The organism is Citrobacter sp. RHBSTW-00944 (assembly GCF_013615435.1).
GTDB classification, from domain to species: domain Bacteria; phylum Pseudomonadota; class Gammaproteobacteria; order Enterobacterales; family Enterobacteriaceae; genus Citrobacter; species Citrobacter braakii.
The window spans coordinates 123,802-138,799 of sequence record NZ_CP055418.1; the positions used below are offsets into that span (position 1 = coordinate 123,802).

At 54.4% G+C, this 14,998-nt stretch carries 20 protein-coding genes; 18 read left to right on the forward strand and 2 right to left on the reverse strand.

Annotated elements, in window-relative coordinates:
• The 10 genes from HV334_RS00585 to HV334_RS00630 all read left to right on the forward strand — a co-directional run bounded on the left by HV334_RS00585 (position 1) and on the right by HV334_RS00630 (position 6,660).
• On the forward strand, positions 1-228 hold the full coding sequence (locus HV334_RS00585) for a phage filamentation protein Fil family protein (protein ID WP_074149901.1): 228 nt from the start codon (positions 1-3) through the stop codon (positions 226-228).
• A gap of 87 nt (positions 229-315) precedes the next feature.
• Entirely contained in the window at positions 316-678 is a 363-nt protein-coding gene (locus HV334_RS00590) for a hypothetical protein (RefSeq protein WP_063217257.1), read from the forward strand.
• A gap of 333 nt (positions 679-1,011) precedes the next feature.
• A complete protein-coding gene (locus tag HV334_RS00595; RefSeq protein ID WP_181221054.1) occupies positions 1,012-1,404 on the forward strand; it encodes a hypothetical protein in 393 nt (130 codons plus the stop codon).
• A 69-nt stretch (positions 1,405-1,473) separates the two neighbouring features.
• Complete coding sequence (locus HV334_RS00600; RefSeq protein WP_058651663.1) at positions 1,474-2,046, forward strand: 3'-5' exonuclease; 573 nt, start codon at positions 1,474-1,476, stop codon at positions 2,044-2,046.
• Positions 2,043-2,897, forward strand: coding sequence for a Dam family site-specific DNA-(adenine-N6)-methyltransferase (locus HV334_RS00605; protein WP_058651662.1), 855 nt, complete (start codon positions 2,043-2,045; stop codon positions 2,895-2,897). The genes HV334_RS00600 and HV334_RS00605 overlap by 4 nt, the downstream gene beginning before the upstream one ends.
• Positions 2,894-3,178 (forward strand): hypothetical protein, encoded by a 285-nt coding sequence (locus tag HV334_RS00610; RefSeq protein ID WP_058651661.1) that lies wholly within the window; start codon positions 2,894-2,896, stop codon positions 3,176-3,178. The genes HV334_RS00605 and HV334_RS00610 overlap by 4 nt, the downstream gene beginning before the upstream one ends.
• Entirely contained in the window at positions 3,178-5,682 is a 2,505-nt protein-coding gene (locus HV334_RS00615) for a replication endonuclease (protein ID WP_249415045.1), read from the forward strand. The genes HV334_RS00610 and HV334_RS00615 overlap by 1 nt, the downstream gene beginning before the upstream one ends.
• Before the next feature lie 10 nt (positions 5,683-5,692).
• Positions 5,693-5,878, forward strand: coding sequence for a hypothetical protein (locus tag HV334_RS00620; RefSeq protein ID WP_058651660.1), 186 nt, complete (start codon positions 5,693-5,695; stop codon positions 5,876-5,878).
• Between the two features lie 180 nt (positions 5,879-6,058).
• Positions 6,059-6,280, forward strand: coding sequence for a type II toxin-antitoxin system Phd/YefM family antitoxin (locus HV334_RS00625; RefSeq protein WP_006117881.1), 222 nt, complete (start codon positions 6,059-6,061; stop codon positions 6,278-6,280).
• Complete coding sequence (locus HV334_RS00630; RefSeq protein WP_006117882.1) at positions 6,277-6,660, forward strand: type II toxin-antitoxin system death-on-curing family toxin; 384 nt, start codon at positions 6,277-6,279, stop codon at positions 6,658-6,660. The genes HV334_RS00625 and HV334_RS00630 overlap by 4 nt, the downstream gene beginning before the upstream one ends.
• A gap of 451 nt (positions 6,661-7,111) precedes the next feature.
• On the opposite strand, the gene HV334_RS00635 is transcribed toward HV334_RS00630, so the two are convergent.
• Together HV334_RS00635 and HV334_RS00640 are read right to left on the reverse strand one after the other, a co-directional pair.
• Positions 7,112-8,170: a phage portal protein gene (locus HV334_RS00635; RefSeq protein ID WP_058651658.1), complete on the reverse strand. Its 1,059-nt coding sequence runs from the start codon at positions 8,168-8,170 to the stop codon at positions 7,112-7,114.
• Positions 8,170-9,900 carry a terminase family protein gene (locus HV334_RS00640; protein ID WP_063217259.1) on the reverse strand — a complete coding sequence of 577 codons (1,731 nt, stop codon included), beginning with the start codon at positions 9,898-9,900 and terminating at the stop codon, positions 8,170-8,172. The genes HV334_RS00635 and HV334_RS00640 overlap by 1 nt, the downstream gene beginning before the upstream one ends.
• Positions 9,901-10,059: 159 nt before the next feature.
• Here HV334_RS00640 and HV334_RS00645 point away from each other — a divergent pair, with 159 nt between their 5' ends.
• The 8 genes from HV334_RS00645 to HV334_RS00680 all read left to right on the forward strand — a co-directional run bounded on the left by HV334_RS00645 (position 10,060) and on the right by HV334_RS00680 (position 14,997).
• Positions 10,060-10,896 carry a GPO family capsid scaffolding protein gene (locus HV334_RS00645; RefSeq protein WP_058651656.1) on the forward strand — a complete coding sequence of 279 codons (837 nt, stop codon included), beginning with the start codon at positions 10,060-10,062 and terminating at the stop codon, positions 10,894-10,896.
• Positions 10,897-10,919: 23 nt separating this feature from the next.
• Positions 10,920-11,969, forward strand: a complete 1,050-nt coding sequence (locus HV334_RS00650) for a phage major capsid protein, P2 family (protein WP_058651655.1) — start codon at positions 10,920-10,922, stop codon at positions 11,967-11,969.
• Between the two features lie 45 nt (positions 11,970-12,014).
• Complete coding sequence (gene gpM / locus HV334_RS00655) at positions 12,015-12,872, forward strand: phage terminase small subunit (RefSeq protein WP_058651654.1); 858 nt, start codon at positions 12,015-12,017, stop codon at positions 12,870-12,872.
• A 98-nt stretch (positions 12,873-12,970) separates the two neighbouring features.
• On the forward strand, positions 12,971-13,495 hold the full coding sequence (locus HV334_RS00660; protein WP_058651653.1) for a head completion/stabilization protein: 525 nt from the start codon (positions 12,971-12,973) through the stop codon (positions 13,493-13,495).
• Complete coding sequence (locus tag HV334_RS00665) at positions 13,495-13,695, forward strand: tail protein X (RefSeq protein ID WP_058651652.1); 201 nt, start codon at positions 13,495-13,497, stop codon at positions 13,693-13,695. The genes HV334_RS00660 and HV334_RS00665 overlap by 1 nt, the downstream gene beginning before the upstream one ends.
• A 9-nt stretch (positions 13,696-13,704) precedes the next feature.
• Positions 13,705-14,037 (forward strand): phage holin, lambda family, encoded by a 333-nt coding sequence (locus tag HV334_RS00670; protein WP_058651651.1) that lies wholly within the window; start codon positions 13,705-13,707, stop codon positions 14,035-14,037.
• Positions 14,024-14,464: a lysozyme gene (locus HV334_RS00675; protein ID WP_058651650.1), complete on the forward strand. Its 441-nt coding sequence runs from the start codon at positions 14,024-14,026 to the stop codon at positions 14,462-14,464. Before HV334_RS00670 ends, HV334_RS00675 begins: the two co-directional genes overlap by 14 nt.
• A complete protein-coding gene (locus HV334_RS00680) occupies positions 14,461-14,997 on the forward strand; it encodes a DUF2514 family protein (protein ID WP_058651649.1) in 537 nt (178 codons plus the stop codon). The genes HV334_RS00675 and HV334_RS00680 overlap by 4 nt, the downstream gene beginning before the upstream one ends.
• Position 14,998: the final 1 nt, after the last annotated feature.

A 14,998-nucleotide genomic window follows, 5' to 3' on the forward strand; every position in this document is an offset into this window, starting at 1 on the left:
ATGTACGATAACGCTCCATCACTTGCCAGCCTGTTAAAGCATGGTTGCCAGGTCACGCATTACCGCAATACACGCGGCTGGATTGAATGCCCGGACGGGCGTTTCTTTAAACCGGAACCGAATAAGGTACGTTTTATTAAAGGTATGAGTAAGCCTTTTGTTTATACGAAGAAGATAAACAAAGGCTTATTTAGTGCCTTAGCTGGGTTATTTAGAAAGCTGCTTTAGTCATTAAGTAATAGATAAAACTTTTTCTACCTGTCGTCACTTTATTAAGTGATGGCTCATTCACTCACCCAGATAACGGGGTTAGCTATGTTCAAGTTCGAATTAGGACAACAAGTATCAATTAAAAGCAGCGGAGAAAAAGGCGCTGTTGAGGCCTGCGCTAAATACATAGCAAGCGGCAACCATTATTACATTCATTATCGCGCGGCTGATGGGCGTGCGGTAACTAAATGGTTCGAAGAACATCACATTGAAGTTTGCGACCAAAATACAACGGAAAGCACCGATTCCATTACTGAGATCGGTGCACAAATCGAATCATTGATTAAGAGAGTTTGCGACGCTTTGCAAAAGCAGGGAGAAGAAGCGCAAGTTCAGCGTGAATTTCTGATGAAACACCTGCAATTGCAGATGGAGAAGTTGAAAGAGCAGCCGTCGATTCCAGAGTAGACAAGACTTTTTCCTGTTGCTCAGGAGTTAAGGCATTAAACATCGCTACAGCAAGTAATGAAACGGCATTCGTCTGATTCCTGGTCATTTCGTTGGCTTGAGTAAGCGTAGAAATCAGCTTGTTAAATGCTCCTTGTGTATCTGGTTTTTTATCGTTAGACACGGTTTCTCCTTTTGAGTGGGTAGTAGTTGTGCCGCTCGCTTCTTGCTGGAAGGCGGCATCACGAAATTACCACAAAACCATGCGCCGGGCATGGCTAAAACCCGGCACTTATCCGAGGCATTACTTGCGAGTAGTGCGCCTGATAAGTGGCAGTGATGGGGGATAGGTTAATGAGTATCGGACAAGAAAAACCAGTATCCGGGCATCAGATGTTCCTTGAACAGCGTGCCCGTTTGCAGTCGAGCATTTCAGTTTCCCGTACCAATGACACGGCGAGCCGTTTCAATCGCCTGGGCGAGACTCAGAAAAAGGTGCTCATCCTGCTGGCAAACGAAGCTGCGCAGCGGTTTAAAGATTTGCCGCCGCTGACCCATTCCCATCTCACCATGCCTTTCGAACAGTTCAGCTCTCAGGACAAAGTGAGTCTGATGTTGGGTATTAAGCGCCTTGCTGAACTGGCCACAGCGATGCCGTGGGAGTTTCCAGATCATGCCGCGCCGCGCCTTGAAATGCAGGCGTTACGCGAATCACCACCACCCGCGCCGGATGGCGCAGTCAATTAACCACTGAATGATTAACCAGTAGTCAGGCGCATCACCGCGCCGGGCTTCCTGCACCCAGGAGAAAGCAAGATGAAGCACGTAATGATTGATATTGAAGCCATGGATAACAAGCCCACTGCGGCGATTGCGTCTATTGCTGCGGCAATCTTTGACCCTATATCAGGTGAGGTTTCCGCCTCAATGTACCGCCGCATTGCTATTGAAAGCAGTGAGGCATTCGGCGGAACGCTGGGCGCTGAAACAATCAAATGGTGGTTTAAGCAGTCGGGAGAAGTACGAGCAGAAGTAATCAAAGAAGGGGCTTACTCCCTCCCTGTAGCTCTTAGTGAATTAAATATGTTTATCCTGGAATATTGTGATCTGGCGAGCGTGAAAGTCTGGGCGCGCGGCACTGATTACGATATGCCAATTATCTACAACGCACTGCGCGCTGTAGATTTAAAGCCGGTCTGGAATTTCTGGAATGTCCGCGACGTTAGAACGGTTGAAGAGGTTGCGCTTACTGTCTGGGGGTATGCTTCAAATCGGCTTGTCGATCCTGAAAAGCATAACGCTGCCGCTGATGTGTGGAATCAGATCGCCCAGCTCTCAGACAACCTAAAAAGCCTCGCAGCAAAAGGCGCTATGGGGGCGGCATTATGATCCGTTCCCTCCTCAAATGGCCCGGTGGCAAAAGCCGCGTGATGCCTGAATTACTGCCGCATTTACCAAAGGCTGGTTGCCTCGTTGAGCCTTTTGTTGGTGGCGCTTCCGTGTTCCTCAATACCGATTATCGCCGCTATATCCTTGCGGATATCAACCCAGACCTGATCCGCCTTTATCGTGAGGTCAAAAGCAATCCTGAGTTGGTGATTGATCTTGCGCGCCCGCTCTTTGCGACCGGCAATTCCAAAGAGGAATACTTACAGAACCGCCGTATTTTCAACGGTACAAAAGGCTTGCTTGATGTGGCCCGCGCGGCCCTGTTTCTCTACCTCAACCGCCACGGCTACAACGGCGTGGTGCGTTACAACCAGAGCGGTGGTTATAACGTGCCGTTTGGTCAGCACAAAAGCGCGCCTTACTTCCCTGAGGCGGAGATCCGCCAGTTTGCTGAGAAGGCCAACGACACCAAAGCTATTTTCCTGTGCAGCTCGTTTCAAAACACCCTCAAAGTGATGGTTGGAACGGATGAAGCCATCTATTGCGATCCGCCGTACCTGCCTGCCAGCGAAACCGCCAACTTCACCCAATACCACACTGAGCCATTCACCGAGCAGCAGCACCGCCAGTTAGCGACGGAGTTGCTGGAAGTGAACCGCAAATATGGCGTGCCGGTTGTCATTTCCAACAGTGACACCGAAACCACCCGCGAGATTTACCACCGCTTTCACCTGCATGAAATCGACGTGCAGCGCTCCGTTAGCACTGACGCCAGCAACCGCCAGAAGGCCAAAGAAGTGATCGGCACTTTGGGCATCGTTGAAGGATGCCCGGCAGGTGGTTGCGAATGAACATGGAAAAAACTCTCGATCTTCCCGTTTGGATGGCTATTGATTTAGCTCGCGCTCATGCTGACGCCACGGTTTATGCGGTAGTTGATCGCATCCTAGACCGCTGGAAATTGCATGATTTTTGGGTTGTTGAATTTGAAGCTTTTGACGTCCATGAAGGAGTCTATGTCCGTAATCAATTTACATTCGATACGGCTAAAGAAGCATACAAATTTAAGCCAGGGCGCGCCGTTACGTGGAGTTATGACACCGCCGATTGTGATGATGAGCTGCCATTCTGATGAGCACATCACTAAGCGGGCGCAACGCACCGACTCCGCCCCCTCCGTATCCGGGTAGTACTCCAGACGCTACCCGGTACGATTACGAATGGCAGAAGCCGAAAGCTGCCATTTGTGTTGATAAGACTCCCGTTGTTGATCTAGTCGAGCTGGGTCAAGAACAGGAGTTTTTGGCGTGGGTGAAAGTCACCCTTGCGCCGCTACCTCGCTTTATTCGCCTGCGTCTGGCTTCCCGCATTGACAGCATTCACACCATGAAGGGCAGGCACATCGCTCGTCTGGCGCTGCGCGATATCATCCGCAGGGATCTGCCGCCTATCAGCATGGTGAATGAGCAATACGCTATTGCGATGACCGATGAGGCTAAATCTCAGGCTGATACAGCATTCAAAGGATTAAACCCGCTTTACCACACGTTTAACACTCTGCATGGATTGGTTGAGCGCTTTAACCACCTGCCGGACTTCACGCCGGAAGATGTTGAGCTACTGGCGCAGGATATCGCTATCTATATGCGGTCTGTGCTGAGTGAAGTTCACGAAACGGTAGAGACTCAGAGTGATCGGAAATATGCCGGATACCTTTACACCGAAGCGGCTATCCTCGCGCGGCTTTTCTTCCTTACACCTCCGAGCTGGGCAAAGTATTGCCGGGGGGCACTGTTTATTGATGAGGCTACTACCGGTATCAGCAAGATGCTGGATGATCGCTACTGGCACCGTAACCTGAAAAAGTACGCCGCGCGCTGGCGTGAGCACCTGCACATTGCCTTTGGTGATGTGAAGCGGGGCGCTGCACCGTATTGCAGTAAGCACCACGTTGATGAGTGGGATGCCAGACGCAAGCGCAGCCGCGCGATCATGGCTCGTCTTGAGCTGGAAGACCAGGACACCAAAGAGCGTATTTCGCTTATTGAGCAGATCGATAAGAGCATATCTAACCCGGCATTGCGCCGCGTTGAACTTATGACCCGTATCGGCGGCTTTGAGAAAGTTGCCACCGAAAGCGGCTACGCGGGCCAGTTTTTTACTCTGACAGCACCATCCAAATACCACGCATATACCGTATTCGGTCATCGTAATGCCAAATGGAATGGTGCCAGCCCAAGAGCCACGCAGCGTTATCTTAATCGGGTATGGCAACAGATCCGCGCCGAGCTGGCCCGCCGTGAAATTCCTGTCTTTGGTTTGCGGGTGGCTGAGTCTCACCACGATGGTACGCCGCACTGGCACGGCCTGCTGTTCTCCCTGCCGGAACATTCCGCCGAACTGCTGGAAGTGATGGAGGACTATGCCACCCGCGAGGATGCGGAAGAGTTGCAGGGTAAGCACGGCAATCAGCCGCGTTTTGATATGAAGCCGATCGATCAGGAAATCGGCAGCGCCACCGGCTACGTGGTGAAGTACATCAGTAAGAATATTGACGGCTACGCGCTCGACGGTGAAACCGACGACGAAAGCGGCAGGCCGCTGAAAGAAACATCAAAACACGCTACCGCCTGGGCATCGTGCTGGGGCATCCGTCAGTTTCAGTTTTTGGGCGGTGCGCCGGTATCTGTCTGGCGTGAGCTGCGCCGGTTTCGCAATCAGGAGCAGGCCGACAAGATAAACCCGCTGTTTGCTGAGCTGCACCGCGCAGCAGATGCTGGCGACTGGCAGCAATACACCCAATTGCAGGGTGGGGCACTGGTTGCCCGCCGTGATCTGCCGTTGCGCATCTGGTACCAGCAGAAAGAAGAGCCAAATGATTACGGCGAGTATCTGGATCTTATTAAAGGTCTGGTGATGCCAGCTGCTCACATCCCACCAATTGAAACCCGCCTGCATACCTACCGCATTGTGCGTAAGAAACCTGAAGTTTTAGACGACTCCGGGCAGGCCGTTGACTTTGATTTTGACCTTCGGGGCGCGTCCGCGCCCTCTAGGACTCGTGTCAATAACTGTACCGAGGTCAAAAAACGAACAAATTCACCGCCCGGATCACCGTCATTAATGACAGTGCCAGCTGAGCGGGAAGGGCCGGAACAGTTTGAGATCGGTCAGTTGACCCAGGAACAGCGAAAACAGGTACGTGAAAGCCTTCATAACCACAAACCGAAGCGGCAGAAATCGCCTGCTGATGAGTTTGAGGAGCTGGCGCGCAGCATTACTAGCGGCGACTGTTCCGAATATGACACCCAGCGGGCAGAAAGTTACCTCAAAGCCGCCCATGCAATCAGGCAGCAAGAGCAAGTTTTATCACCGGCAATTGCTGGTTTGGCTGGGCTGGTTCAGTCATGGGCGCAGGTTAAGAAGGTACAGATCAGTAAACCGCAGGCCATTCAACTGGCGCGCGGTAATGAAGTGACGGTACTCGATACCGTGTATCGCGCGCATCCGGTTACAGGTGAGTTGATTATCGCCGGTACCGATCAGCCGTGGCGTAAATCCATATCCAAACACAAGGTTGGTGAGCTGGTTGACCGATGGAAAGCAGCGGTTAAGTCAGCAGATAACGAAGGGTAAGGGAGGGAAAATGAAAACGATTCTGGATGTTATCGGCTTTTTGCTGGCGGTTTCGGCCTATGACTGGATGCGGACAAACGTACCAGCAAAGCGCCGGGCGGCATGGATTGCGGCAGCGGCGACTTTATTCGCTTGGATTTGTGTTCAGGCTGTTGGTGAGGCGCTATTTGAAATGCTACCCCAATGGGTTTGGTAACAATCGGTATGACCGGCGCAACTTGTTGCGCGGGGAGTGGCGATTCTGCGGGCGCGGGCGGCAAAGAGTCCGCCAGCGCCACAACGTGGCGCTCAATGCTAAATGGGTCTGGCTCAGGTAATGGTGTTGCGTGTTGTACGTTTGTATTGTACATTCGAGGTGTACATCAAAGGAGGTCATATGCGAACCTATACCACATCTCAGGCCCGGCAAAACATTGCTGAGGTAATGGAAGCGGCTACGGCTGGCGAACCTGTAGAAATAACCCGCCGCGATGGCTCTGCCGCTGTGCTTATCAGCCGGGATGATTTCAATGCGTGGCAGGAAGCAAAGCTTGATGCTGAATTTGCCGAAATTATGGGGCGACACGGTCGTACCATTAAGGCGCTGGCCGACAGATGAAATGGATCAGCGCTCAGGAGGTGATAGCGTTTCATGATCGTCTGCTTGCAGCTTTGCCCGGCGTTCAGGGGATGCCAGAACCGGGAAGAGCAGAGGCGATCATTTATCGTGTTCAGAACCAGCTTTACTATGAAGGCGTTGAGGATATCCACGAACTCGCTGCGATGTATCTCGTCGCCATTTCGCGTGGTCATATCTTCAATGATGGCAACAAGCGAACCGCCTTTTTCGTTGCGATGGCTTTTTTAAAGCGCAATGGTATTGATATCCGTGATGAAGGTAACGAACTGGAAGAACTGACCGTATCCGCAGCGACGGGGTCACTAAGCAGCGGTGATGTTGCTGCTGTTTTGCGCCGACTATCCATCAATCCCCACTGACCTGAGAAGCTGCCTTTTAACGGCGGCTTTTCTTCCCTCCGGGCCTTCTTTCTCTGTTGCACAATAGTGCACAAATTTGCACAATTTTTTTGAAGCTATTTATACCCTTTCCGCCCTGTGGCTGCGCGGTCTGGCCCCGGATCGGCAAATGCACAAAAAACGAAGCAAATGTCGCGCGCAGGTGACGGGGGAACAGCCCACGCGACGGATGGTCGGGAGGTGATGCCTTTAATTGCTATTCTCCGGCCTTTTTCGCCTTCTCCGCGCGTTTTCTCACGTCTGGATGTGTTCGGGGTAAATTGCAGATTGCGCCTGCCAGAATGGCGCTCATGCGCTCTGAGTGAGGGGCGTTAAAGGTCGTACCGGGTGGGAATTGGGTGGTGGCCGGTCATGCGGAGATTGAAAATTACTGAAGGAGAACCGCCGCAGGATGTGCGGCGGGTGAAGCGGCTCACTCGTCTTTGAGCAGAGCGTAGGGATTAAAGCGGATCACTTCCTGACCGAGCCAGTCATTGACGCCTTTCATTGCTTCCATTACGGGCAACATTTCGTTGATGGCAAAGACGCGCGCGGCCTTCTCAACATCACCGAGCGAGCCGTTGCCTTCCGGCATTGCGCCCATCAGTTGCGGCGGGATGCGGTGAGCGTCGCGGAGATCGTTGCGCGTTGCTGATTTAATGTTAAGAAACTCATCCTTTGCCGATATCTGGCTGAATGGCAACAGTTGCACACCATCTTTGCCGCCGCCCGGTGCGTGGATCAGAACGTTTTTGAAGGAGCCTTTCCCTCTGGCCTGTGACAGCGTCTTTTGCACCACCTTGATGCTTTCCTGATCCACCTTCTCCGAACCGACATAGAGAATACATCCGGCGTGAGAGCCGTTGTCATAGTAAAGTTTGCGGAACCTGTCGGCAGAATGGGACAGGCTGGCGGACAGAAGCGCCCCCATGTATTCCGGCATACCGTAGATTTCCTGATGAATGTCCGGGTTCATGATGTGGCAGATCTCGCCCGCCTTGAACTCGTATTCATCTTTCCACTGCCGGATAAACCAGTAGGTATCAAGATCGCTTCCCCGTCGCGTGTTCAGCGCCGGAACATGCTTAAGTTTTAGCGGCTCTCCCAGGCGATTAGACCGACGCTCAAGATAGGCATTGCCGAAGACAAACCAGTCCAGTGCAAACGCAGAGAAGGCCTGACGTGAGAGTAACGGGTGAGGGATATAGCACCCGGTCAGCACATTACGCTTGAAGTAAAGCGCCGACTGATGCAGCGGGGACTGTGCGAACGCACGGGTTAACCCTTTCCAGTCTATTGGCGTCTCGTAGTACCGACCATTATCGACGCAGCACATGCTGTCCAGCAGATCATAGCCGTCTGTTACTGAATATGGCCCGTCAAACGTGAAGGCGCTGAGCGCCGGATCGCTTCTGAGCGCGTCAGAAATATCAGGCTGTTCGGCACCGCCACTGCTGGCAGTGTGATTGTTTTTGTAGGTGCGCTTCTTCATCAGAACTCCATAGCAAACCCGCCGCTGCCACTCTCCTGGCCCAGCGGTTCGTTAATAATGGCGAGCATATTCGCCCAGGCTAAATCCCCGTGGCTGACGCCGCGCGAGCGGTCAGTGTCATAGGTGATGAATCCGCCCGGCGTCTTTACCTTGCGAACAGAGTTAAAGGCGTTGATCAGGGCGCGCTCGCTGCGGTCATATTCCCATCGCCCGGCGCGGATCAGCTGTAGCATTTTCAGCACCAGGGCGCGCTTTGACGTCATTGACATGGTGTAGGGCATCGCCATCGGGAAAAACTTCTTCACTATCTGGTAAACGGCTTCACCATTACCGCCCGTCACGTCGATGCCGACATGCTGAACGTTGTATTTGAAGGTGAAGTTTTCGATAACTTTCGCCTGCTCTTCAAATTCAAGGCCGCGCACCTGTTCCGTTTCCACCGTACGGAATTTACCGCCCGGCACCAGTGGCGGAACCACAACGCAAATCGCGCCGCTGTCACCGTTGCCGCTGCTGCCGTTGGCGTCATAGCCTATCCAGACCGGGCGATTACCCATCGGCCTGGACGCGAAAGGCTTCCAGTCCGGCCATTCGTCATAACCATCTGCCCCGCAGCTAATCAGTGCGTTAAGGTTGAAGGCTGACTCGCCATCGCGAACGAACTCGCACATGTACAGGTTGCGGAATTCATCCTCGCTGTTTTCATCCTGGATCTCTTCAAGGTCGGTATATTCCCAGCCGTGGTCTATCACATCTTTCAGGGTGACAATCTGACGCCAGGTTTTATCCGGGCATAACAGCCCGCTGTTCAGCGTTTTCCAGCCCACATCAAACGCTTTGCGCTGTGCCTTCGGGCGTTTCTCATTCCAGCGATCTCCCGTCCAGAACGGGTAGGCCTCATGGGTCTCGCCTGACGGCGTGGAAAAGTAGGTACGCGTCAGCCCCTTCAGCGTTGCCATCGCACCTGCAACCTTTCGCAGGTTGGTGAAGTTGCTGACCCAGAAGAATTCGTCAAACTTCAGGTTGCCCGTATATGACTGCGCTGTTGCAGCGGACGTGCCGAGGAAATGCAGCTCTGCGCCGTTACTCAGTACGATTTTGTCACCGCCCTTAAGCTCAACGTCCACCTCTTCCGCCATCTTCTGAATGAATCCCCTGAACTGGTGCGCCTGACGGCGGGATGCAGACAGAAATATCTGGTTGCGCTGGTACGGGTATTTCACATCATCGCGCAGCGCATCAAGCAACGCCTCGCGTGCAAAGTACCAGGTTGCGCCAATCTGGCGGGACTTCAGTATCATGCGGTTTCGGTGGTGGCGTTGCTCATACCAGCCGCGTTGATGCCACGAAAGGGAATCAAGTATTTTCTCCCGCAGCGCGACGATCTGTTCTTCGGTGAAGTGGTTTTTCAGCTTGCGCTTGCGTGGCTTTTTGCCCGCGCCAGCCCCTGCCGGTTGTCCGTCAGACAGCTTTTTCAGTTGCCGGGTCAGCAGGTCAATCTCCTTGAAGTCTCCCCCGGTCTTGTCTTTCTTGTCCGTAAGCTGGATGAGGCGCGCATCCATCGACTGGCTGACGCGCTGGACGGGCGGTGTTTCATCCCATTCATCGCGTTTCTTCCAGGCGTAAATTGTGTTCTGATTAATCCCCATCAGGCGCGCGATCTCCGCTGGCGGGTAGCCCTGCCAGTAAAGTTGTTTTGCCCTCTGACGTACAAAAGCGTCCTGTATCATCTGCCCTCCACCGTTTATGGAGTGAAGATTACCCCGCGCGCGATCCCGCTATCGCCCCCTTTATGGTCTGGCTTTCCTCCGACAACAAAACCTCGTTGAGACAGCAAGTTACGCTCTGCCATCATGGCCGTACAGAAACCACTCAACAGGATTATCGACATGGCTAGCGCAGCTAAACCAGCCCGTAAGAAATTCCGCGTTGCTGTCTCCGGTGCCACCGTTGACGGGCGTGAAATTCGCCCTGAGCACCTTCGTGATGCAGCAGCAAACTACAGCCCGGACGTGTACGGCGCACGCGTCAATGTGGAGCACTACCTTTCGCCGTTCCCCGGCAGTGATTTCGGCGCGATGGGTGATGTGACGGCGCTGAGTGCTGAAGATATCAGCGAAGGCCCGCTCGCCGGGCGCACCGCGCTTTACGCCGAGATCGAACCTTCTGAGCGCATGAAGAAGCTGACGGAAGAAGGTAAGAAAATTTACTCCAGCATTGAACTGCATCCGCAGTTTGCGCTTAACGGCAAGGCGTATGTCATGGGGCTGGCGATGACCGATACCCCGGCCAGCCTCGGCACCGAGCGCCTGAAATTTGCCGCGCAGCAGCGTCAGCAGGTTATGTCCTTCAACAATCAGCAAGGTGAAGCCCCGCTGTTCACCGATGCCATTGAGGCAGAAATCATCGAACTGGCCGAGCAGCGCAGCGATGAAGGTAAGCAGTGGTTCGGGCGCGTCATGGGGATTATCGGCAAAGGCCGTAAATCTGACGGTGAGCAGTTCAGCCAGGTGCGTGACGCCGTGGAGAAAGTCGCCCAATCCCATGCCGATTTGCTGGACAGTTTTAATGACCTGAGCCGCGCCCGCGAGCAGGACAGCCAGGCCATCCAGAAGCTGACCTCCGATCTTGCCGCGCTGACCAGCAAGCTGGGAAGCACAGACGCCAATTTCAGCCAGCGGGAACCCGCGAGCGGTGGCGCTAACGCGCAACTGGCTGATTACTGATATTCACAAAGAGAGCAGAGAACATGGATAACAATACCCGCCAGCTATTTGATCAGTACATCGCCCGGCAGGCACAACTCAACGGCGTATCAACCGCCGCTGTCGCTGCAAAATTTGCCGTAGATCCGACGCGTCAGCAGCGCCTTGAACAGGCCGCACAGCAGGATGATTCTTTCCTGAGCAAAATTAATGTGTTTGGCGTAAACCAGCAGATCGGCCAGAAAGTCCTGATCGGCAGCAAAGGCCCGATGGCTGGCGTAAACAACAGTGTTACCAGTCGTCGCAACCCTGGCTCAAATCATTCAATGGAGCCGTTCGACTACATGTGTCGCAAGGTCAACTATGACTACGGCATCAGCTATGAACAGCTTGATGCGTGGGCGCACATGCCGGAGTTCCAGCCGCTGATCAGTAAGGCAATGGCCCGCCAGATGTCGCTTGACCGCATCATGATTGGCTTTAACGGCGTGAAGTACAGCGACCCGTCTGACCGTGCCGCTAACCCGCTGTTGCAGGATTGTGGCATTGGCTGGCTGGAAAAAATCCGCCAGGAAGCGCCGCACCGCGTTATTTCCAATGTGACGATCACCTCGCGCGATGAAGATAACAAGATTGTCGCAAAAGGCACCTACGGCAACATTGGCGCTGCGGTGTACGACGCCAAAAACAGCCTGATGGATGAATGGCACAAGCGTAACCCGGATAACGTAGTGATTCTGGCGGGTGACCTGCTGACGAGCAGCAATTTCTCGGCCATCAACGCCTTAAGCCAGACCAACCCGAATACCGAAATGCTGGCCGGTCAGCTGATTGTCGCGCAGGAGCGCGTAGGCAATATGCCGACCTTTATCGCGCCTTACTTCCCGGTAAATGGCGTGCTGATCACGCCGTTCAAAAACCTGTCGGTGTACTACCAGCGTGGCGGTCTGCGCCGGACGATCAAAGAAGAGCCGGAATACAACCGTGTCGCAACTTATCAGTCGTCAAACGATGACTTCGTCATTGAAGACTACGGCAATGTTGCGTTCATTGACGGCATTCAGTTCGCCCAGGCCGAACCGGCAGGCGAGTGACAGAAGCGGCGGGGCATTGCCCCGCCATGACGGGGAGAAGTGACGATGTTAACACCGGCACAACGACATTTTCAGAAGGTCATGGCAGAACGCCGGGGCCAGGCGGATGAAGAATCCGATATCCAGCGCACCGCGCATGAGCAAATTCTGCATCGCCTGCGTATGGACTTGTCCCGCCTCAGCGGCGTGCAGTCCGAAGAAACCAAAGCCGAAATGAAAAAATCCATGCTGCCTGAATACGAGGGATGGATTGAAGGCACACTCGACGGCGACAGCGGGCGGCAGGATGAAGTCATTACCAGGCTGATGGTCTGGGCGATTGACTGTCGTGACTATGCTCTTGCGTTGAGGCTGGGGCGCTATGTAGTACGCCACGGGCTGACGCTGCCGGATAACTTCAACCGCACGGCAGCAACCTTCCTGACCGAAGAAGTGAGCAAACCACTATTGACGCTCGCGGCCGCTGATGCCGACGCTGATTTATCGTCTGGTGTCGCCGTGCTTGACGAAGTGGCGGAAATTGTCGCCGACAGTGATATGCCCGATGTGGTGCGCGCCAAGTTGTGCAAGGCCCGTGCGCTTGCCCGCCGTGGTGCGACTGATATCACGACCAAAGCTGAAGCGCTGGCGCTGTTCCGTGAGGCGCTGACGCGTAACCCCAACGCCGGGGTAAAAAAAGAGATTGCCACGCTGGCCCGTGAAGTTAAGAAGCTGTCTGCGGATGGCGGCACGGGTGAAGGCGATACGGCCAGCACCGACAAAACTGACGGTACTGCTGAGCCTGTTCCTGAAAAGAGCACCACCGCCAGCGCAGCAGGTAAAGCGACGACGCGTAAAACCACGACTAGGGCGGCAACAGGCAAAGCGACAAAGCGCAAGCCTGCCAGCCAGAAAAAGAATTAACGACTTCGGCCCCGTCCGACAGGCGGCGCGGGTGGATATCTGCCTGTTCACGGTCTTTTAACCACCCGCCCACCGCCTGATTTATGGGAGATAAGTGCATGAGCAGCCTTGTGGCTAATAAGCGCGTGTTGCCTGCCGACAGCGATACCCCCGATGTTGATGATGGTGATACCACCGTCAGTGCCGGGGACTTCTGGCCGGTGATTAAACTCGCCGATCTCCGTCTGGCCGCGCGCATCACAGGTGGTATCACCACGTCCAGGCTGATGCACGTCACCACGGAAGCGGTAGCCCATGTCACCGCACAGTTGCTGGACTGGCGCACCGGTCAGCTCAAAGCAGGTTTTCACGCGCTGGAAGATGTGCCTTCAGCCCTGCCATCAGGTGAGATGGAAAAGCTGATGATCAACGGTGAAAACGTGAAGGTCTACCGCTTCCGGCGTGCGGTTTATTCGATTGCCAGGGCGCTGGTACTTGAAGGTTATCGCGATGTTGATACCACGGCGAAAGGCGACAAAGACGCCGCCGCGCTTGACCTTCAACGGGATGATCTGTGGCGGGATGCCCGCTGGAGTATCGCCGACATTCGCGACACGCCGCGCCTCTATGCGGAGCTTTGCTGATGAAAGTGAAGGCATTGCAGGGGGATACGGTGGATTTGCTTTGCTGGCGTCACTACGGCACCACGCAGGGCGTGACCGAAAAAGTGTTATCTGCCAATCCCGGACTGAGTCAGCAGGTTTTTCTTGATGCCGGTCAGGAGATTGAACTGCCGGAAATCGCGAGCAAAGCGCAGCGGGAGATGGTGCAGCTTTGGGATTGAGAGGTTGCCATGAGCGACGTACCTACGGGGGTGCTGGAACAAACAATGAAATGGATTGCTACATATCTGCCGACGCTGTACGCGGCAGGTGCGGCGTTGAGCATATCGGCGCTGATGAGTCTGTATGACGGCCAGTCAATGCTGAAAACCGCCACCGGTTCACTGGTCTGCGGGATTGTCACGCTGGCAGTTGCCGGATCGCTTGAATATCTGGGCCTGCCATCCAATGCCGTCACCTTCGTGGGCGCGTCAATAGGATTTATGGGGGCTGACAAGGTACGCAACAAAGTGACCGGCTTTATTGAAACCCGTATCGGAGGGGCGAAAAGTGGAAATGAGTAAAAACGGACTGGCCCTGCTCAAAAGCTTTGAGGGCTGCGAGCTTACCGCCTATCAGGATGCAACAGGTGTCTGGACTATCGGCTATGGCTGGACGCAACCCGTTAACGGCGTGCCGGTCGGTAAGGGTATGACCATCACTCAGGCAACCGCCGACAGCCTGCTGAGCAGCGGCGTGGTGCAGTATGAAAAAGGTGTGACAGGTCTGGTGAAGGTAGCCGTTAATCAAAACCAGTTTGATGCTCTCGTTGATTTTGCCTACAACCTGGGCGTTAACGCCCTGGCGGGGTCAACACTGCTGAAAAAACTTAATGCCGGGGATTTTGCGGGCGCAGCGAATGAGTTTCCGAAGTGGAACAAGGCAGGCGGCAGGGTTCTTAACGGTCTGGTTAGACGCCGTGCCGCTGAGCGCTCGCTGTTCCTGTCATGAGCTGGTTACTGTCCCGCTGGAAACCTGTGCTAATTGCGGTGCTCTGTGGTCTGGCTGTCTGGTGGTTCAGTCATCAGTGTTATACAGCCGGGTACAGTGACGCCAGCGCAGAGTGGGCGCTGAAATGGAAACAGCGTGATGCTGACGATGCTACAGCACTGGCTAAGCGGCAGACAGAGGCCAGGGAAGAAGAACAACGCCGACAGGGTGAAGTTGATGAGATCAGAAAACAAGCCAGCCAGCAGCTTGCTGGCGTCAAGGCTGATGCCGATCGTGCCCGTGCTGCTTCTCGTGGGTTGCACGACAGGGCCGATAAACTTGCCAGGCAACTGGCCGAACGTGAACGCGCCTGCGGTGCCGATACTTCCGGCAGAAGCGAGACAGAAGCCAGCGGAGCCGTATTGCTCGCCGACCTGTTCCGCCGCGCTGACGAGCGAGCGGGAGATCTGGCAAGAGAGGCTGATGAGGCAAGAGCCAGAGGGCTGGCCTGTGAAGCCGCATACAGTTCAATAGCGACTCCGCCTAAGAGGTAGC